At 42.1% G+C, this 18,048-nt stretch carries 24 protein-coding genes and 4 tRNA genes; 12 read left to right on the top strand and 16 right to left on the bottom strand.

From position 1 onward, the window contains the following. Window positions 1–113: 113 nt before the first annotated feature. Genes AC0VYE_RS14755 through AC0VYE_RS14745 form a run of 3 tightly spaced genes read left to right on the top strand, consistent with a single transcriptional unit; the run spans window position 114 to window position 2,613 of the window. Window positions 114–878: an ABC transporter ATP-binding protein gene (locus AC0VYE_RS14755; RefSeq protein WP_475448871.1), complete on the top strand. Its 765-nt coding sequence runs from the start codon at window positions 114–116 to the stop codon at window positions 876–878. Beyond that, the gene (locus AC0VYE_RS14750) at window positions 875–1,894 is read left to right on the top strand and encodes an ABC transporter permease (RefSeq protein ID WP_475448868.1); all 1,020 of its coding nucleotides are present in this window, start codon (window positions 875–877) and stop codon (window positions 1,892–1,894) included. The genes AC0VYE_RS14755 and AC0VYE_RS14750 overlap by 4 nt, the downstream gene beginning before the upstream one ends. A gap of 56 nt (window positions 1,895–1,950) precedes the next feature. Next, window positions 1,951–2,613: a TetR/AcrR family transcriptional regulator gene (locus AC0VYE_RS14745; RefSeq protein ID WP_475448866.1), complete on the top strand. Its 663-nt coding sequence runs from the start codon at window positions 1,951–1,953 to the stop codon at window positions 2,611–2,613. A 60-nt stretch (window positions 2,614–2,673) separates the two neighbouring features. Here AC0VYE_RS14745 and AC0VYE_RS14740 read toward each other — a convergent pair whose 3' ends face one another. Next, on the bottom strand, window positions 2,674–3,867 hold the full coding sequence (locus AC0VYE_RS14740; protein ID WP_475448864.1) for an MFS transporter: 1,194 nt from the start codon (window positions 3,865–3,867) through the stop codon (window positions 2,674–2,676). Between the two features lie 175 nt (window positions 3,868–4,042). Here AC0VYE_RS14740 and AC0VYE_RS14735 point away from each other — a divergent pair, with 175 nt between their 5' ends. Then, window positions 4,043–5,512, top strand: coding sequence for an aminotransferase class I/II-fold pyridoxal phosphate-dependent enzyme (locus AC0VYE_RS14735; protein ID WP_076268209.1), 1,470 nt, complete (start codon window positions 4,043–4,045; stop codon window positions 5,510–5,512). A gap of 132 nt (window positions 5,513–5,644) precedes the next feature. Then, complete coding sequence (locus tag AC0VYE_RS14730) at window positions 5,645–6,061, top strand: DUF1885 family protein (RefSeq protein WP_475448862.1); 417 nt, start codon at window positions 5,645–5,647, stop codon at window positions 6,059–6,061. A 77-nt stretch (window positions 6,062–6,138) separates the two neighbouring features. On the opposite strand, the gene AC0VYE_RS14725 is transcribed toward AC0VYE_RS14730, so the two are convergent. From AC0VYE_RS14725 to AC0VYE_RS14715, 3 genes are all read right to left on the bottom strand, one after another. Further along, the gene (locus tag AC0VYE_RS14725; protein ID WP_076268207.1) at window positions 6,139–6,447 is read right to left on the bottom strand and encodes a DUF1292 domain-containing protein; all 309 of its coding nucleotides are present in this window, start codon (window positions 6,445–6,447) and stop codon (window positions 6,139–6,141) included. Between the two features lie 120 nt (window positions 6,448–6,567). Then, window positions 6,568–7,131, bottom strand: a complete 564-nt coding sequence (locus AC0VYE_RS14720) for a stalk domain-containing protein (RefSeq protein WP_076268206.1) — start codon at window positions 7,129–7,131, stop codon at window positions 6,568–6,570. Between the two features lie 169 nt (window positions 7,132–7,300). Beyond that, entirely contained in the window at window positions 7,301–7,504 is a 204-nt protein-coding gene (locus AC0VYE_RS14715) for a hypothetical protein (RefSeq protein ID WP_076268205.1), read from the bottom strand. Window positions 7,505–7,636: 132 nt separating this feature from the next. On the opposite strand from AC0VYE_RS14715, the gene AC0VYE_RS14710 reads away from it, so the two are divergent. Then, on the top strand, window positions 7,637–8,365 hold the full coding sequence (locus AC0VYE_RS14710) for an MBL fold metallo-hydrolase (RefSeq protein WP_475448860.1): 729 nt from the start codon (window positions 7,637–7,639) through the stop codon (window positions 8,363–8,365). A gap of 65 nt (window positions 8,366–8,430) precedes the next feature. Here the strand turns inward: AC0VYE_RS14710 and AC0VYE_RS14705 are convergent, their stop codons facing one another. Continuing rightward, window positions 8,431–8,682: a DUF3892 domain-containing protein gene (locus tag AC0VYE_RS14705; RefSeq protein ID WP_076268203.1), complete on the bottom strand. Its 252-nt coding sequence runs from the start codon at window positions 8,680–8,682 to the stop codon at window positions 8,431–8,433. 137 nt (window positions 8,683–8,819) lie between these two features. Continuing rightward, window positions 8,820–8,987, bottom strand: a complete 168-nt coding sequence (locus AC0VYE_RS14700) for a hypothetical protein (protein ID WP_179089803.1) — start codon at window positions 8,985–8,987, stop codon at window positions 8,820–8,822. Window positions 8,988–9,177: 190 nt separating this feature from the next. Between AC0VYE_RS14700 and AC0VYE_RS14695 the strand changes: the two genes are divergently transcribed. Together AC0VYE_RS14695 and AC0VYE_RS14690 are read left to right on the top strand one after the other, a co-directional pair. Then, window positions 9,178–9,351: a YjfB family protein gene (locus AC0VYE_RS14695; protein WP_076268202.1), complete on the top strand. Its 174-nt coding sequence runs from the start codon at window positions 9,178–9,180 to the stop codon at window positions 9,349–9,351. A gap of 213 nt (window positions 9,352–9,564) precedes the next feature. Beyond that, window positions 9,565–9,735 carry an aspartyl-phosphate phosphatase Spo0E family protein gene (locus AC0VYE_RS14690; protein ID WP_083681967.1) on the top strand — a complete coding sequence of 57 codons (171 nt, stop codon included), beginning with the start codon at window positions 9,565–9,567 and terminating at the stop codon, window positions 9,733–9,735. 362 nt (window positions 9,736–10,097) lie between these two features. On the opposite strand, the gene AC0VYE_RS14685 is transcribed toward AC0VYE_RS14690, so the two are convergent. After that, window positions 10,098–10,697: a DUF4352 domain-containing protein gene (locus tag AC0VYE_RS14685; protein WP_475448857.1), complete on the bottom strand. Its 600-nt coding sequence runs from the start codon at window positions 10,695–10,697 to the stop codon at window positions 10,098–10,100. A 375-nt stretch (window positions 10,698–11,072) separates the two neighbouring features. Between AC0VYE_RS14685 and AC0VYE_RS14680 the strand changes: the two genes are divergently transcribed. Next, complete coding sequence (locus tag AC0VYE_RS14680; protein WP_076268200.1) at window positions 11,073–11,447, top strand: winged helix-turn-helix transcriptional regulator; 375 nt, start codon at window positions 11,073–11,075, stop codon at window positions 11,445–11,447. Between the two features lie 62 nt (window positions 11,448–11,509). On the opposite strand, the gene AC0VYE_RS14675 is transcribed toward AC0VYE_RS14680, so the two are convergent. The 3 genes from AC0VYE_RS14675 to AC0VYE_RS14665 form a co-directional block, all read right to left on the bottom strand. Beyond that, window positions 11,510–12,052: an NAD(P)H-dependent oxidoreductase gene (locus tag AC0VYE_RS14675; protein WP_475448855.1), complete on the bottom strand. Its 543-nt coding sequence runs from the start codon at window positions 12,050–12,052 to the stop codon at window positions 11,510–11,512. A gap of 229 nt (window positions 12,053–12,281) precedes the next feature. Next, window positions 12,282–12,533 carry a hypothetical protein gene (locus tag AC0VYE_RS14670; RefSeq protein ID WP_475448853.1) on the bottom strand — a complete coding sequence of 84 codons (252 nt, stop codon included), beginning with the start codon at window positions 12,531–12,533 and terminating at the stop codon, window positions 12,282–12,284. Between the two features lie 214 nt (window positions 12,534–12,747). Then, a tRNA-Val gene (locus AC0VYE_RS14665) sits at window positions 12,748–12,820 on the bottom strand. 200 nt (window positions 12,821–13,020) lie between these two features. On the opposite strand from AC0VYE_RS14665, the gene AC0VYE_RS14660 reads away from it, so the two are divergent. Beyond that, the gene (locus AC0VYE_RS14660) at window positions 13,021–13,983 is read left to right on the top strand and encodes an S-layer homology domain-containing protein (protein ID WP_475448851.1); all 963 of its coding nucleotides are present in this window, start codon (window positions 13,021–13,023) and stop codon (window positions 13,981–13,983) included. Between the two features lie 58 nt (window positions 13,984–14,041). Here AC0VYE_RS14660 and AC0VYE_RS14655 read toward each other — a convergent pair whose 3' ends face one another. The 3 genes from AC0VYE_RS14655 to AC0VYE_RS14645 all read right to left on the bottom strand — a co-directional run bounded on the left by AC0VYE_RS14655 (window position 14,042) and on the right by AC0VYE_RS14645 (window position 15,836). Further along, the gene (locus AC0VYE_RS14655) at window positions 14,042–14,734 is read right to left on the bottom strand and encodes a uracil-DNA glycosylase (protein WP_475448849.1); all 693 of its coding nucleotides are present in this window, start codon (window positions 14,732–14,734) and stop codon (window positions 14,042–14,044) included. Between the two features lie 51 nt (window positions 14,735–14,785). Beyond that, complete coding sequence (locus AC0VYE_RS14650; RefSeq protein ID WP_475448847.1) at window positions 14,786–15,271, bottom strand: hypothetical protein; 486 nt, start codon at window positions 15,269–15,271, stop codon at window positions 14,786–14,788. A 169-nt stretch (window positions 15,272–15,440) separates the two neighbouring features. After that, window positions 15,441–15,836, bottom strand: coding sequence for an RDD family protein (locus AC0VYE_RS14645; protein ID WP_339208756.1), 396 nt, complete (start codon window positions 15,834–15,836; stop codon window positions 15,441–15,443). Between the two features lie 220 nt (window positions 15,837–16,056). Between AC0VYE_RS14645 and AC0VYE_RS14640 the strand changes: the two genes are divergently transcribed. After that, window positions 16,057–16,572, top strand: a complete 516-nt coding sequence (locus AC0VYE_RS14640; RefSeq protein ID WP_475448845.1) for an RNase H family protein — start codon at window positions 16,057–16,059, stop codon at window positions 16,570–16,572. Window positions 16,573–16,771: 199 nt separating this feature from the next. Here AC0VYE_RS14640 and AC0VYE_RS14635 read toward each other — a convergent pair. From AC0VYE_RS14635 to AC0VYE_RS14625, 3 genes are all read right to left on the bottom strand, one after another. Beyond that, a tRNA-Leu gene (locus tag AC0VYE_RS14635) sits at window positions 16,772–16,857 on the bottom strand. A 21-nt stretch (window positions 16,858–16,878) separates the two neighbouring features. Then, window positions 16,879–16,955 (bottom strand) — tRNA-Ile (locus AC0VYE_RS14630). Between the two features lie 37 nt (window positions 16,956–16,992). After that, window positions 16,993–17,069 (bottom strand) — tRNA-Met (locus AC0VYE_RS14625). A 415-nt stretch (window positions 17,070–17,484) separates the two neighbouring features. Here AC0VYE_RS14625 and AC0VYE_RS14620 point away from each other — a divergent pair. Beyond that, on the top strand, window positions 17,485–17,997 hold the full coding sequence (locus AC0VYE_RS14620; RefSeq protein ID WP_076268194.1) for a 2'-5' RNA ligase family protein: 513 nt from the start codon (window positions 17,485–17,487) through the stop codon (window positions 17,995–17,997). Window positions 17,998–18,048 lie beyond the last annotated feature (51 nt).

Raw genomic sequence — 18,048 nt, 5'->3', positions numbered from 1 at the left:
TGAGGATGTGGACAGTCTGGAAGAAAAATGAGTAAGTACTCACTTTTATTTTAGGCATTCTCTGTATATAATTGGGGGAGTGATTACTCATTTGAGAAAGTGGAGTGTGATCGATGATGACTAACAGTCCAGCAATATTAGCTGAAACAACCTTCGCCGTAGAACTGCAAGACATTAACCGTTCATTTGGGGATCGTTCCGTTCTTGATGGCATTACACTTTCTATTCCGCGAGGTGAACTATTTGGTTTATTAGGTCCTTCAGGCTCGGGAAAAACAACGTTGATCAAGGTCATGACTGGAATAGACAGGGCAGATGCCGGAACGGTCCGCATGCTTGGCGAGCCCATGCCGCAGTTGAAAATGCTGCAAGCCTTTGGATATATGGCTCAATCAGACGCTTTGTATAGTGAATTGACTGGCAAGCAAAACTTAGCGTTTTTTGGGGCCATGTTTGGATTAAAGGGAGCAATTCTGCAAGAAAGGATTCAAACGGTCTCCAAGCTTGTTGCGCTAACCGATCATCTTCAGAAGCAAACGGCTGCTTATTCTGGCGGTATGAAACGCCGGCTTTCGCTTGCTATTGCGCTATTGCATGAGCCTGAGCTTCTCGTACTCGATGAACCAACCGTTGGCATTGATCCTGTTTTACGCCAATCGATCTGGAAAGAGCTATCCGCTCTGAGCAAACAAGGCGTGACCATTATTATAACGACCCATGTCATGGACGAGGCAGAGAAATGTGATCGGTTAGGGCTCATACGAAGCGGTAAACTTACAGCCATCGATACGCCTGAAGCACTTAAGCAGCAAGCAGGCTGCGCCACACTCGAAGAGGCGTTCATTGCGCTTGGTCAAAGCAAAGGAGCTGAACAATGAGAATACGTGCGCTCGCCATACGAATTATTAATCAATTTTTGCGTGATAAACGAACGCTTGCCTTGTTATTTCTCGCTCCCCTGCTCATCTTAACTTTAATGAAATTAGTTTTTGATGGGCAAGCTGTCTCTCCAGCAATCGGAATGGTTAATGTGCCTGCAGCTTTAACAGAAAAGTTTGAGCAGCTTGATACTGAAATCACACTTTATGATGAAAGTGCTGCTGCTCAAGCTGCTTTACAGGACGGCAAGCTCGACGCGATATTGGAAGCGAGCGGCGGCATGCCTAAACTAACGCTTGAGGGCAGCGATCCCTCCATCAATCGTGCAGTAGTATTGCTTATTCAAAGCGTGATGCAACAAGGCTTAGATAAAGCCGCCCCAGCTATTTCTTACTTGCACGGCGGTCCTGACATGGCTCCATTCGACTCCTTTGGGCCTGTCTTAATAGGCTTCTTCTCGTTTTTCTTTGTTTTCTTACTTGCAGGCGTCTCCTTCCTGCGAGAGCGAACGAGCGGTACTTTGGAACGCTTATTAGCTACGCCAATTAGACGAAGCGAAATCGTAGTCGGTTATTTAGCTGGTTTCGGTATTTTCACCCTAATTCAAGCCTGCTTGATCGCCTGGTATTCCGTTCAAGTTCTTGGGATGTACATGGAGGGCAGCATTTTGTATATGCTGGTCATAAATTTGTTATTATCATTAACAGCGTTAACACTAGGAACACTGTTGTCTTCTTTTGCAAGCAGTGAATTTCAGATCATACAGTTCATTCCTATTGTCATCGTTCCGCAAGCCTTCTTCTCCGGGTTGTTTAACCTTGATGCCATGAACCCCTGGCTGCAAAAGCTAAGCTACCTAATGCCTCTTTACTATGGCGCAGATGCTATGCAGGGAATAATGATACGCGGAGAGAGCTGGGGTGATTTTCAGGTAAATGTATATGTGTTGGTGGGATTTTCCTTATTGTTTGCAGTATTGAATGTACTGGCTCTGAAGAAGCACCGCCGTATGTAGACAATAGAACAACTGGTATAATCAAAGGAATGGGTTAACGCGAAGGAGTGTCTTGCATGTCAGAACCGGTGGATCAATGGCTGCAGAAGCTATTGCAACTAGATAATGAAGAAGAAAAAATGACGGAAAAACAATTGAAAATCGTGCAGGCTGCCTCCGAAATATTTGCTGAGAAGGGCTTTGCCGCCTCTTCTACAAGTGAAATCGCCCAGCGAGCCGGAGTGGCAGAAGGAACGATTTTTCGTCATTATAAAACCAAAAAAGATTTGCTTTTCTCTATTGTAGCGCCTGTTATGGCAAAGTTAATCGCTCCATTTGTACTTCGCGATTTCTATAAGGTTCTCGAGAGCCGTTTTGATACATTTGACCTTATGCTGCGCGCAATTATAGAAAATCGCATTACATTTGTTGAGCGTCATATTCAGGTGTTGAAAATTTTTGTTCAAGAAATTCCCTTTCATCCCGAACTGCTCGATCAATTCCAGAAACTCATCCTCTCAAAAGTGGTACAAAAATTCAGTATTAGTATTACGCAATTTCAGCAGCAAGGCGTAATCGTTAATTGGGCACCCCTTACTGTCATTCGATTAATCGCCTCGTCCTTAATAGGTTATGTACTAAGCCGTACGTTCATCGGAAAAACAGAGATGAATGACTGGGATGATGACTTAGAAAAAGAGGCGACTATTACTTTTATTATAAAAGGGCTTGCCCCTTAAGCTCCAAAAGAAAACAAGCCGGTCGCCCATCGCAAGATGAGGAACCGGCTTGTTTTTTGTTTATTTTGCAGCATTAACTTCTTTTTCTCCAATTCCATTTTTATCCATTTGACGGAAACGAAACAATAGCAGCAGTGCAGCTAGACATAGTATGCCGCCGAGCAAGTATGGCAGTCCCATTTCTATCGTGAAGAAAAATGAACCGAGCAGCGGGCCGGCAATTCGCCCCAAACTGTCCATCGAAGAGCTTAGACCGGATGCTACCCCTTTGCCAACAGTCGTTTTCTGAGTGATGAGCGAGGTGACACATGGCCTAATTAAGGCATTGCCGATTCCGAATACAGCAAGTGACAACGTAGCCCACCAAAGGGAATGTGCGCCTAGAAGCATAAAAAACCCAAGTGCTGAGATGACAAGTCCGATCGCAATATATTTCGGCTCCTCGCCTGTCTTAATTCTCCGTCGCACAACTCCGCCTTGAACGAGTGCTCCCACAAAGCCGCAAACAAAAAATAATATTCCGACCTGAAATGGAGTCACATCAAAACGCCGCATGCCAAAAAACTGCAGGGTCGCTTCCATTCCAGCGAGAGTAAATGTTACAAAAAAGGCTAACACATACAAATATTTAAGCGGTCCTGTAAATGCAGCCCAGCGTGATACACGCTTCTCTGATTGGCTGCTCCGCTGCTCAGGCGTTAGTGATTCCTTAAGCTTTGATGCAGCCAAGATGAACGTTAACAGTGCTAGCGCTGATGCTGCATAAAATGGCGTTTCCAGTGAGATCACGCTTAACAAACCTCCAACGCCAGGTCCGATCGTAAAGCCTAGACCGATGGACATCCCAACGAGTCCCATCCCCTTCGTTCTTTCCTCAGGCGATGTAATATCAGCGACATACGCTACAATAACGGAAGCGACTGCCCCCGAGAACAAGCCACCCAGCACCCTTGAGAGGTACATGAGCGTTAAGTTTCCTGACGATAAACCAAATAACAAAAAACTTGCGGCAAAACCAAGAATCCCTATTAAAATAATTGGCCGTCTGCCGATACGGTCGGACAAGCTTCCCCAAAATGGTGATAAGAAAAAGGAAACAGCAGAATAAACAGCAAGCATCCAACCTGTATGGAGTTCCGCTTTGCTCGGATCTGCGGCTTGAATAATTTCTGGCATAACCGGGATGATAATGCCGAACCCTATAAATGTTGTCATTAAAGTAGCCATTACAATTAGCATTCGTTTATCTTTCATAATACAACCCCTCCACCAACCTATGTTACCATATCCATTTATCACACATGTATGAACAATTGAAGAACAAATTGAAAATGATGCACCTATCTCAAAAATGAAGCTTGCATTCCCCCCTGTATTTGCTATACTCAACTTTGTTTGTAAACTTTAAAGAAAGGCAGGGATGAAAGCGATGGATCACAATTTAACCCCGCTCTTCACCGCGCTTCGTAAGCATGCGGAGCAGGATCCCGTTCAGTTTCATATTCCCGGACATAAAAAGGGATTAGGCAGCGATTCCGAATTTCGCGAATTTATCGGCGATAACGCGTTGTCGATCGATTTAATCAATATAGCACCGCTTGATGACCTGCATCAGCCAACCGGCGTTATTGAGGAAGCGCAGAAGCTAGCTGCTGACGCTTTCGGAGCAGACTATACTTATTTCTCTGTACAAGGAACAAGCGGCGCAATTATGACGATGATTTTGACCGTATGTGCCCCGGGGGACAAAATTATCGTGCCTCGTAATGTTCACAAATCCATTATGGCCGCTATTATTTTTGCAGGTGCCAGACCAGTATTCATCTCGCCAGCCCGTGACAATACGCTAGGTATTGATCATGGCATAACGACCCGCTCCGTCCGTAAAGCGCTTGAGCGTCATCCGGATGCAAAGGCCGTGCTTGTCATCAACCCTACCTATTTCGGTATTTGTGCCAATCTTAAGGAGATCGTTGATCTCGTTCATAGCTTTGATATCCCTGTTCTCGTGGATGAAGCACATGGCGTACTCATTCATTTCCATGAGAAGCTGCCAATGTCAGCGATGCAAGCAGGCGCGGATATGGCTGCGACAAGTGTTCATAAGCTCGGCGGTTCTATGACGCAAAGCTCGGTTCTTAATGTGCGCAAAGGAAGAGTTAACCCGCATCGTATTCAAACCGTTATCAGCATGCTTACCACAACGTCGACTTCGTATATTTTGTTAGGCTCGCTTGATACGTCTAGACGCAACCTTGCATTGAACGGACATGCTATCGCTGAGCGCGCGATTGAGCTTGCTCAAACCGCACGCAAACAAATCAATGAAATCCCAGGTCTATATTGCTTCGGAGAAGAAATTCTCGGCGATGAGGCTACTTATGATTTCGATCCAACTAAAGTTTCCGTTCATGTTCGCCACCTTGGCATCACTGGATATGAAACGGAGAACTGGCTTCGCGACAACTATAATGTGGAAATTGAAATGAGCGATATGTATAACATTCTTTGCTTAGTTACGCCTGGTGATACCTCTGATTCCGTGTCTAAATTGTTAACTGCCCTGCGCGGATTGTCTGAACATTTCCATGAAGGCGCTGAAGCACGTGAATTAGTCGTCAAAATTCCGGATATTCCACAGCTGTCCTTAACGCCTCGTGATGCTTTCTACGGTGAGACAGAAGTTCTTCCGTTCAAAGAGTCAGCTGGCCGAATCATCGCTGAATTCATTTATGTATACCCGCCAGGCATCCCGATTCTGCTGCCTGGCGAAGTCATTACCCAAAAAAATATCGATTATATCGTAGATCATGTCCAAGTCGGATTGCCTGTCAAAGGGCCGGAAGATCGCAGCATCGAATTCGTTAAAGTAATCGTTGAAGAAACAGCCATTTCATAATAAAAAATAAAACCGATCTACAGGAATCTTATAGAAATCCTGAGGTCGGTTTTTTTCTAATTATTTTTACAGAATACCACTTATTGTCAACCTATTTCGAGCATGCTATGATGTTGGCAGAGGTGAGATGCGATGAGTCAAAGCGCTTATATCAAATTTGTGCAAGGATCATCCGTGGAGAAACTGACGCTGCAAGAAATTAAGAACGAACTTATAGGTTACCGGGAACAAACAAGTCTTACCGGCTCGCAATTGGATTGGGACTATGCCGAAGCCGCATTTCCTTATACGATCGAATCGAAGGATGATGATCGTTGGTTTTATTTAAAGGGTATTAACCACCTTTATAAGCATATCATCTTTGGACCCGGCGAAACGGCAAGCGCAGCAGGCCAAAACGTCCCTTGCGTTCAAGTCGTGTTACCAGAGGAAGCTACGCACGGAGACAAATCGAAAGCAAATGAACTATGCAAATATGTAGCTAAGCAGTTGAAGGCAGAGCTGACCATGTTTAATGGAAGAACGATTTATTTTAATCCACGCAAATAAGTTAATAAAAAAAAACGATCCGCAAGCGAAACTCGCAGATCGTTTTTTTAGTACTAGCTCGTTAAAGCTTAAGAGAACTAGTTCTCTTCACTTTCCGTACGAGCAATTTCTTCGTAAATCGCTGTTACGCGATCCCATTCCGCATCATCTTCGATGCCTACTAGGAAGGACTCATCGTTTTCTTCTTCAATACGGAAGATAACGCCGTCCGCTTCTGGATCGTTGCGATCCAGCAATACAGCGTAAACTTGGCTTTCGGATTCAAACGTATAAACCATGACCATTTCACGTTCCTGGCCCTCGTCGTCAGTCACGATAAAGACATGCTCTTCATGCTCGTGGTCTTCACCACAGCCGCAATCATCGCCATGCTGATGTTCGCTCATGTTATTACCCCATTTCAATAATGTTTACAGACTATCGTATATTAACATGACACTCTATCAACGGTCAAACGAAGACGCCCCTATGAAGAAAAGGAGCGCCTTAGGTAGACCATTTGATTACTACAAAGAAGAAATTAGTTTTTCTGAAACAACAGTCCACTCATCTGAGCCCTTAAGCTTAAGGTAAAAACGAATCGGATATTTCCCGCTAGATTCGAATTTATATGAGATATCTTCTGTAGCGAACCAGAAATTATCTTTTGATGTTTTGACACTTTCCGTTTGAATCACTTTCTCTTTACCATTCGGATCGAAAATAGAAACCTTGACGGCTACAATGTCCGTCATCAAATTATCGATTTGGGCAAACACTTTAAACTTCGCTTGATAGCCTTTTGCTACGTTTCCGAATACCGCATTATTTTGGAACAGAAACATATGCACGTTAGGCTTATAAACGGTCGCTTTTTTCGTTTGATTGTCCCATTCCACAATGGCCTGCATAGATGTGGCTAATTGACGAAGCGGCAAATAAGTTTTGCCATCGGTCATTATTCCACCGTCATCCTGATCATCTCCGTTAATGAGAACGCGAACCTTCTGTATAGCCGAGTCTGCGAACATCATCGATCCACCCCAAAGAGATAGCAGCAGAAGCAGAATAACGATTTTTCTGATTTTCATAGTTGTAAGCCCTCCATCCGATAGCCTGGATGAAAGGTTATACTCGTCAACCCGAGCAAAGTTGCGCGATTTATGAAACATTTTTAATCCCATACTACAACTTAACCATTATTGTCAAATGCTGTTGAAACCTGCGCTTGCCTGGGAAATATAAAAGTGGAAATAATAATTACCCATACGTTCTTGTTAAAATGCAAGGAACACCTTTGCCTACTGTGCCAGGGTTTTTCATTCTTGCGAGGTATGCCATCCCTCTTGTACACGGTGTTTTACATACTGCACAGGTATCCGAAAGTACAAGTTTATAATTATACTGTTTCCGATCGCTTGCCGGCTGTTTCTTCTTTACAACTTTGCCTTTTCCTTTGCTCATCACTTGTTCGCCTCCACTGTACGTATCGCTTTAGCATTGTATGTAGACAGGGGCGAATGTGCATCTTTATTTGTCAGATATATTTTAAATTTGGTACATTAAACAATATAGAAAGCTGAGGAGGTGTGATTCATGAAAATAAAAATGATTGGGACAGGCAGTGCCTTTGCCAAAAAATACGATAATAATAACGCTATTATTGAAGTGAATGGCTTCCGATTGCTCGTAGACTGCGGAATCACTTTACCGAAGGCTTTACATCAACAAGGACTTGCCTTCTCTGACCTGGATGCTGTTCTCATAAGCCACATTCATGGAGACCATGTAGGTGGATTAGAAGAATACGCTTTTCAAATGATGTTTAAATATAATCGAAAGCCTGTCCTATACATAGCAGAGTCGTTAGTTGAACCGCTCTGGGAGCAAACGCTTCGCGGAGGTTTAACGCAGGATCCTTTAACCAAGCTTGAGGATTTTTTCGAGGTCCATCCGATTCAGCCAAATAACGAATTTGAGATTCATCCTGGTTTGACTGTTAAATTGCTGCAAACGAAGCATATTCCTAATAAGCCAAGCTATTCCTTTATTTTCAACAACAGCTTCTTCTACTCTGCCGACATGCGATTTGATCCAGAGCTGCTTCAGCAATTAGTTGATGATGGCGTAACGACTATTTACCATGATTGCCAGCTTGAAGCGCCAGCTGTTGTTCACGCAAGCCTGGAGGAGCTTCTAAGCCTTCCTGAATCTATTCAAAGTAAAATATGGCTTATGCATTACGGGGACACCATAGAGCAATATGAAGGTCTAACCGGCCATATGCGAATCGTTAGGCAGCATGAAAGCTATGAGATCAACTAAATACAAAAAAGGCGCCGACATCTAAGAAATGCGGCGCCTTTTTATTAATGTTGTTAACATTTCATTTAGAACATTGGCAGCTGATCCAAATTGTTTGTTGGATCACCATCTGCGTCGCCTCGGATATAGATGTCGCCATCTTTTCCCTTAAAGGCATTTACCCCTGCAATATGCCCTGCTTGTACCTCTTGAAGTGCCGTTGCATAGTCAAGCACTCGGCCGCTATTCGTTTTGAATGCGGTAAGATCACCGTCTCCATCTTTTTGTACGGCAACAATTTGCTCCCTAGTATCTTGTCCGCCAACCTCGTGACTCATCTTTGTTAGCCCCTCTCAACTTATAAGAATGTACAGCCAATTTATATCATGCCTTGCGTGTGCAATAATTATGCACCATCACCTTACAAAAAAAATCCAGCGCTATCGCATGAGGAGCGAACGCTGGATTTTTGTTTTTATTTTCTTTTGATCGCGTCAGCTGGAAGTTTCCTTCTCCAAACAAACTGCTCGTCATGCGACAAGGAATCATGTATTGCGAAATTTGCTACAGAACCAATAACAATGCCGATAATTCCAAACATCCCCAATAGCCAAATGGCTAAATAGGCATACTCTGCTGCCAACAGCAACCGCCTCCTGCGCGCTTTCTATCATCGTATGCTGTTAATCGTGCCTTTAGTATTGTTTAAATTAAATCCACAATTAGGTCGCATGAAATAGCTTTAAGCAGCATATCAGAGCAGTTCCAGCGAGCAACGATTTATTGTAAAGAAGTTGATCGTTTTTGCCGATAATGGTATAAGGAGGTGTATTATGGATATAGCAGCAGCATCAATTGCGATGAATCAGAACAGCTTAGCACTTGCAGCGAGCATCCGAGTCATGTCTTTAGCTAAGGAACAAGCTACGCAGCAAGCGCAGGATATGGTTCAAATGATGAAACAAGCACAACCTCATTTAGGCCAAAGCATCGATATACAAGTTTAAACTGAACCCTGAACCCCCAAAGGCATGAATCGCTACTGGGGGTTTTCCATCTTGAAACTGTTTCAAATGAAACGGATATGTTTAGTTAATCTAATACGAAGGCCTACTTCTTTGAGATTGTTCAGAAAACTAACATTATCCTAATCTCATTGTTAAAAAATTCTAACAACCTTCGTTTATCCTTAATTTAACAAATGAAAAGTTGGAGGGATTATGATGAACATCTGCTTTTATCAACAAAGAATTGAAGAATTACGAGCTGAAATGGTCGAGATATTTGGCGCGTGCAATAATTTTACAGATCAAGCTGTTCTCAAAATTAGCCAAGAACTGGATTATCTCTTAAATCAATATTCCGGATGTTTAGCCAATCATTCAAATTAGCCCTTTCGTATGAAGAGGTTTTCTTATATGGCATGAACGAATATGAAATTACGTTTTGGAGGTTTGATTGTGGAGATAAAATAAAAGGGACCCTTGCTATGCAAGGGTTCTGAACGTGCACCTACCTTATCAAGATTTTGCAGCATTCTCCTCTTCACCTCATAAGGCTCACGATCCTAACTGCCACGACGCTATTCGACCTCCCTGTTTTGATTTTCCCGCCTGCTTCCTCTAATTAACTACTTTACCTTGCCATGTTCGGCGCAGCTCTCTCTTAAAAGAATGGAACAATCAACTGCCGCGATTAAAGTTAGTTTTTTCGGGATAAAAAAAACACCCATAATAATGGGTGCTTGTTTCTACTATTTTAAAACGATTTGAGCTTTTTCCCCATCATCTTCAAGCTTAATTACAAGACTTTCATTGGAACTAGCAACCGAGTCTGGAACTTCGATTACAACAAAACCTTTTTTGCTCGCTAATGGTTTAATACTATTTTGACTCAAGTCTCCATCGATCATAGTTACAGTGTAATCATATTCATACTCGCCTTTAAAGATAGCTTTCATTCGAATACCATTTATCATTGCAGTAAAATCATTTGCCTCTTTGCCATTATTGGTAACATTATAATTTAATACAATAAATTTATTGCCTTCATCAGCGCTTGAGGAAAACATATCACTACTCACTTTTTGATTAAACTCAAATGATTCAAGGGTAATTTCCCAAGTGCCTAATTTGAATTTATCACCTGGCTTGAAGGATGCTTCTTTCGGTTCCTCCGTAGGCGGAGTTTCCGTTTCTTTGGGTGTTTCAGTAGCCTCAGTCTCCTTGCCATCCACCGTGCTTGCTTGATTGTTATTCGATGATTTGGCTGCATTATTGGTTTCTGATCCCCCGCATGCTGATAAAACTAGCAATAGGAGTGCGAGTAATGTAAAGATTTGAACTTTTTTCATCAATTTTTCCCCTTTCAACAATTTTCTACATATTACCACAGATTCTAAGGGTTGTCTTAGAAAAATTTGTCATACAACGTCAATTCTTTTTCAAATAATTGATACTTATAATAGATTGCTAAAAAATACTTTTAATATTAGCTCTATTTAATATCTATGAGATGGTAGTACATGAAGTTTCTCATTTGCTATATCAAGCACCTTTTTACTGCCTGAGTGTTTTGAACTAATCATTTCGAAATGGTATAGTAAGTCTATAGCTCCCAGGTTGATTTTTCAGTGAATTGTCAATTACAGAGAAAGCGAATTCTTAGCATAGAGACACGGCAGCACCTGCCTTTTTCGTCGAATATTTCAAAAGGAGGATAACAGCCCATGCAGGTTGAAAACTGTATACCATCTGGCATTCAACCCAAAGACACTGGCTTCGGCTACACATTGTCTGTTATTGGCGGCAAATATAAAATGACCATATTGTACTGGCTCTCCGAAAACAAGGTCATGCGGTTCAATGAGCTGCAACGGAGAATCGGCACTATATCCTTTAAAACATTAAGCGTGATGTTAAAAGAGTTGGAGACAGACGGCATTGTCAGCCGCGAGGAATTCCCACAAATCCCTCCCAAAGTTGAGTATTCCTTGACCGAGTTGGGGCAAACGATAATTCCGGTACTGGATATCATGTGCCAATGGGGAGAAAAAAACGGCATACCAGCCGCGCAGGCGGCAACAATTCCGCTTTCGATATAAACACTCAAGAAGAAAAGCAGCATTTCCATGGATGGAAATGCTGCTTTTCTTTTCACCACTAATTAAAGACGATCAATAAAATCAACATAACACTGCGCGCTAATATCTAATTTCCTTAAGTAATCTGGATCTCCTTCGGTCTCGTATTCTGCGCCATAGAAGGCATAGAAGGAACGATAATCGGCGCCGCAATATAAAAATGTCGTGTCAAAGGGAGATAGGAGTTGGTCAAGTCCGTAACGGAGTTTCCCTTCCTCGGTAAAGTCTTTTTCCCTTCCACCGGCGGTTACAGCTAGAGCGGTTTTTCGATTTCTTAATTTATCGCCCTTTGACCCGTATGCCCACCCGTAAGTCAGCACCTCATCAAGCCATTGTTTAAGCAGCGGTGGAGAACTGAACCAGTAAACAGGGAACTGCAAAACTAAATGGCTATGCGCTTCAATCAACTGTTGTTCCTTTTCCACGTCGATTTTTCCGTCGGGATAGGCTCTGTGCAGATCGTGAACCGTATATTTGTCGGGATATTTACGAAGCTCCTCCGCCCAGCGTTTATTGACGATGGATGCTTCCATGTTTGGATGTGTAATAATAACGAGTGTTTTCAATGTATTGCCCTCCTTGAGCGGTATTTGTTTCTGAACTAGAGTATAGATCGCATCGCCGCATTGCGGAAGTATGCACTTTTCGTTCACCTACTTACCACAACGTAAGTACTGTAGCGATCATTAAACAAAAAAAGCCTTGATTATCAAGGCTTCCGAAGTTTAAGTTATGTAGATCTACATGGGTTCGAACCTGTGACCCCTACCCTGTTCTTATTCCAAGTTAAAACTCCTAATCCTTTAAAATGGGCATCCTGCCTTTATAGCCGCAAACAGGACAAGTTACGATTCGCTCATTAAATACTCCCGTCTTTAGTGCCGATGCAAAGCCTACTTTTGATAATTTAAAACGACTGCGACACAACGGACAAACAAAATGTGTCGTTTTGGTCATCCTATTCGTATAGATGTAGATGGATAGAAAGACCAAAGCCAACGGGAGTATAACTTGTATGAGAAAATAAATTGGATTTTGTTGATTCATTGGAATCACCTCTCATCAAAGGAACCTGATGCAGCTTAACAAGAATAAGCAGAAATCCAAAGTTTGATATTCGTGTCGGTCAGCCTTTTATTTGGAATTCTTACGTATCAAATTCGTATCACAGTCAAAACCACGTGATGATGATTGAGTTATTCGAGAAAGGAAAAACCCGCAATCCCATATATTATAAGGGTTTGCGGGTTTTTTGTTTGTATGATCTGAACAGGGTTCGAACCTGTGACCCCTACCCTGTCAAGATAGTGCTCTCCCAGCTGAGCTACCAGATCATGTTAGCGACAATTAATAATATATCAGCTGCAAGACGCCAAGTCAACATATTTCTTTACAGATTTTTCTGACTCTCCACTCTTATCAAGATGTCTCCACAAAAGTGGAATCGGTCATAATGATTGTATAATAATTGCAACAATTTGTCTTTTAACGACGTCAAGTAAGTGCTGCAGCAAATAAAAGAAGAGGTGACCGTATGAAAAGACGATTGATACTGACAATGACACTGGTTGCAATGATGCTCTTCACTCTTGGACAATCCGTATGGGCATTCAAGGACGTTAAAAATGACGTAAACGAGCATAAAATTAACGAGCTTAAGAAGATGGGCATAATAAGCGGAGATAAACATGACAAGTTTAATCCTAAAGGCAAGCTCACTTATGCCGAAGGCGTTTCTTTGATCGTTAAAGGGCTAGATATTAATATCAACCATATCCGCTTCATTAAAGAACCTAAAGCAAGCGACTATTTTACAAACATAAAAGATAACGCTTGGTATTCGCAAGCTTTTATCATCGCGAGTATTAATGGTCTAGAAATTCCAAAATCGGTCAAAGCTAACGACATCATGACCCGCGAGCAATTTGCTCATCATTTGTTTAAAGCTATGATGACGAAAGGCGATTACGCCTTTATTGAAATTTTCATGCAGTTGGAAGATGCGGCTGATGTGAACAAAACCTACATGGACAGCATTCAAAAGCTTCTCATAAGCAAAATCGTCACATTGGATAGTGCGAACAAGTTTTATCCTAAAAAAGCTATTTTCCGCGGTGAAGCAGCAGGCTGGCTATATGACGCCATTACATTTGTAAAGGAGACGGTTCCGATTCCAACTAAGCCTGAGCAACCGAGCCTCGACCTGAAGCTTTCCATTGAGGCGGTAAACCCGCAAATCAATAAAGTAACCGTAAGCACACAAGTAGGACATCCCGGTTATGGTTTCCGTATTACCTCTATTGCTTTCGAAGGTGATCAAGCTTTCATCAATGTAGAATTGGTCATGCCTGATCCTGATAAAATGTATCCTCAAGTTATTACAGATGTATCCGCCTCCACTTATATTGATGCTAAGCTAAAGCCAGTACTCACCCAATCCTCGCAATCTATGGGATCGAGTGAATCGTCAACAGGCAAAGCGATCATCATCAATTAAAACAAGAAAGACTTCTCTACCTGTCTTATAACCATCAGACAGTTGAGAAGTCTTTTTTTTATTTGCTTTCAAGCTCATTCAGCATCGGAATCGACCAGTCAATCGGCTCGCTTCCAATCGATTCTAGGAAACGATTTGTCCTGGAGAATGGTTTGCTTCCAAAAAAACCTTTGCGCGCTGCAAATGGGCTTGGATGCGGTGAAATAATTAAATGATGCTTGTCCCCATTAATATGCTTCGCTTTCGCTTCTGCATTCTTGCCCCAAAGTATAAATACCACTGGCTTCTCCCTATCGTTTAGAGCGGCAATAATTTGATCGGTAAATTGCTCCCACCCTATCCCTTGATGAGAATTAGGATTGCCATCCTCCACCGTAAGCACTGTATTTAGAAGCAGCACTCCTTGCTTAGCCCATGAAAGCAAGCTTCCATGGTCAGGCACAGTGGCCCCTACATCCGACTCCAGCTCTTTGTAAATGTTTTTTAGCGAAGGAGGTACCTTTAATCCTGGCTGCACGGAGAAGCTAAGCCCATGCGCCTGCTTTGGTCCATGATAGGGGTCTTGTCCTAAAATGACCACTTTCGTCTGCTCATAGGATGTATGATGAAGTGCATTGTATATATTTTCTGCTTCCGGATAAACCGTGGTCGTTTTATATTTTTCTGCCAATATGACAAAAAGCTCTTGCATATAAGGCGCTTCAAGCTCACTCTGCAATTTCTGCGCCCAATCATTTGCTAACGTATTCATAAACATTAATATCCCCTTCAAACGCAATCGTTTTTGAATAAGCAGCCTTTATTAGCTCTGCTTATCGAACCAATTATAAAAAACTTGATTAATATATTGTCCAGTAAGCAAATATGGAACCGTCTCTTCTTCTACAAACGACTCTTTTCCTTGAATACTAAAATAAAGCCATAAAGCGATTCCTTCGGAATATGAATCAGGCTCGTAATCAGCTTCATTTAATAGGCCTGAAATGACAGACATACAGTCCTCTATCGCTGCTTCCCCTTCAGAATGATACGTTTTAAGCTTTATTTTCAAATAGGAATAGACATAAGGAAACTCCTTGTTTCCTCCCAGAGAAGAGCTGTAGAGCGCTGTAGAGATCGCGGCTGCCATTATGCCGGTTTTCCACTGCTCCGCTTTTTCTGTGAGTGATACATCATCCTTAAACCGATGTAGAAGATCATTGTAAAGCGTGTCCTTTAAAGAGAATATCTCCGCATAGAGTCGACGCGCGCTTAGCTTAAGTGAAGTCTCCTCGTTCTTGTGCTGCATCAATCATCCACCTACTTCCCTTATCGCTCATGTATTTCAATACAACTCTTAGTTTACTTCATTCAAAATAGAGAAAGCAAAAATGTTCCCTCATTAAATATCGTGGCAAATGCCAAAAGTATAATAAAAAAGCTCGCTGCATAATATCGCAACGAGCTCATAAGACAGTCTAATCAGAATGCACCACTTCTGTTCCTGCTATAAAATCATGAATCGCTCTTTTGTCCTCGCGCAAACCGACCATAAAGGCGCTGACGATCACAGCAATACCTAATGTTAATCCATAAACGAGTCCACCGACAACATTACGCAATAACATGGTGCCTATTCCTGGAGGTGAGCCATCCAGTTTTCTAATCTGTACGCCGCATATCCTTTTCCCAATGGTATAGCCGCTCCAAAATACCGGTACAAGTAACGAGTAAAGGAATGAGACCACATCTGTAAAATAATCTCTACCTTCATTTCCTCCTGTAAATAATAATGAAATAATGGCTAATGGAATGCCAATAATAATGCCATCCAGCAACGAAGCTCCTAATCGAATCCAAAAACCTGCATTCATGCCGAGTCCCCTCCAGTATTACATCATTAATGTTACTCCCTTATTCAGACACATTCCTATTAAAACTTACGCTTATCAGCTCCGATGTATACCTTAATCCATTCGCCTATCCTTAAAGTAAAAAATATTTCGAAGCTATCCCATTTGAAGACTAACCCATCTCTTTTTTGACGATGATTAAAATAATGAAAGAAGGAATACAATCTGGAGGATCGATTTTGTGGATACTACAACAGAATTGCTAATAAAAAGAGCATATGCCAATCCCCGTTTAAGACAAAACATTGTGAACAAGAGTATGATTTGTTTGTATTGTGATTACTCCGGTTTCGTTGCGCAAAATAATCATGGAGCAGCTTGTTGCTTTGTCTTCAATAGAACGATACGCATTACTGCCAAAAAAATTCTGATGGAACATATTGATGGTTCCAATTACGGTGAACTGCTTGCTGTTCGTTACAGTCTTGAAATACTTGCAAGTGCGCTGACGGAGTATGAGCCGAAGTTCGCTATTATCTATACTGATTGCAGTCAAATCGCAAACATTTTATCAAAAGATTATTTTTCTCATTCACATTATAAAGAAGCTAGAGATGAAATATTGGCAGTTCTACATCATTTAAATAATATGTATCCCAACGTTCACATACAAATAAAATACATAAGCAAGCACAAGAAAAACAATACACTCCATAGGTTAGCCCATAATGCTGCGAGACAAGCTGCTATAAATTAATTACTGCCAGCCTATAATTTACTTAACAGCTTTAGAAATTAACATATTAAATTAAATTGCTAGATATTAAGTACCTAACAATAAAAAAACCTCCTTTCCTCAGAACTGACAAGTCAGATTCTAGAAAAGAGGTTCTTTTATCGTGCGTACATCTTATGTACTTCGTGAAAATCATTGACTCGTCAATGTCTTCGAGGTATGCCGAGGACGGGAATCGAACCCGTACGATGGTCACCCATCGCAGGATTTTAAGTCCTGTGCGTCTGCCAGTTCCGCCACCCCGGCATGTTGTAAAGGTTTTGCTTATGGTGGGCCCTGAGGGACTCGAACCCCCGACCAATCGGTTATGAGCCGACCGCTCTAACCAACTGAGCTAAGGGCCCTCGAAAAACGTATATTTCAACGTATTCATCGAAAGGTTGGTTGCGGGGGCAGGATTTGAACCTGCGGCCTTCGGGTTATGAGCCCGACGAGCTACCGGGCTGCTCCACCCCGCGACGTATATCCATTTGAGCAAAGCCAGTTGAATTGGCGACATAAAATAATATACTATATAGGTGTGTTTTAAGTCAAGCAAAATATTCTAATTTATTTTCTTTTTATTTTTTATGGTATAAACCTCACGCCGTATCGCCCTTTTCGGGATCGAAATACCTCTACCTCATGCGGAGTTTCATAGCCGTACATCCAACCGTCATTCTCCATTCTCCTAACCAAACAACCCGCTTGAAATTTGGTTTCATATAGGCGAACCCAATATACCCATCTCATGTCATCCCTCCGCTATCTTATTGGAGTAGCTGATGCTTATCACTCCAATAAAGGCTGTATACATTAGAATACCCCAAAATTGGGATCATACATGCAAATGGGGTATACTCAAAATAGGTCATTTCGAAGGAGCTGAAGACCATGTTATATGGAATTGTTGTTTTCCCCGAAAAGCATGTACAGGACTTCGCTAATAGCTGGCGAAGACGCCATGATCCGCATTACACAGCTGTACCTGCTCATTTGACAGTACGATACGCAGAAGATTGGTCAGACGATGAATTGCAGCTTGCAGTCGCTCATTTAGAGCAAACAACATCTAAGCTGCCTGCTTTCTCTATCCATTTGAACCGTGTATCTACTTTTTTTCCTGTAAGTCATGTGCTCTATTTAGCGCTTGAAGACACCGTTTCCATGCAGAAGCTCCAGGAGAGCGTATGCAGCGGTCCGCTGGCCATTGTCGAGCCCAAATATGTTTACACGCCACATGTCACGATAGGGCAAGAAATCTCAGCTGATGAGCTGCATGATTTATTCGGAAATCTGCGCATGCAGTCCATTGATCTTACTTCGAGAATTGATCGCATACATCTGATGTATCAGACCGAGAACGGCTCTTGGACCGCTTACCAGTCCTTTCTATTACGAGGTTAGACAAATATTAAGGAAAAAGCCCGCAAACGACGCAGAGGTCGATTACGGGCT

Source organism: Pristimantibacillus sp. Z349TD_6 (genome assembly GCF_056173205.1).
The sequence above is the reverse complement of the archived record's forward strand: the minus strand, read 5'-3'. Positions and strand labels throughout refer to the sequence as shown.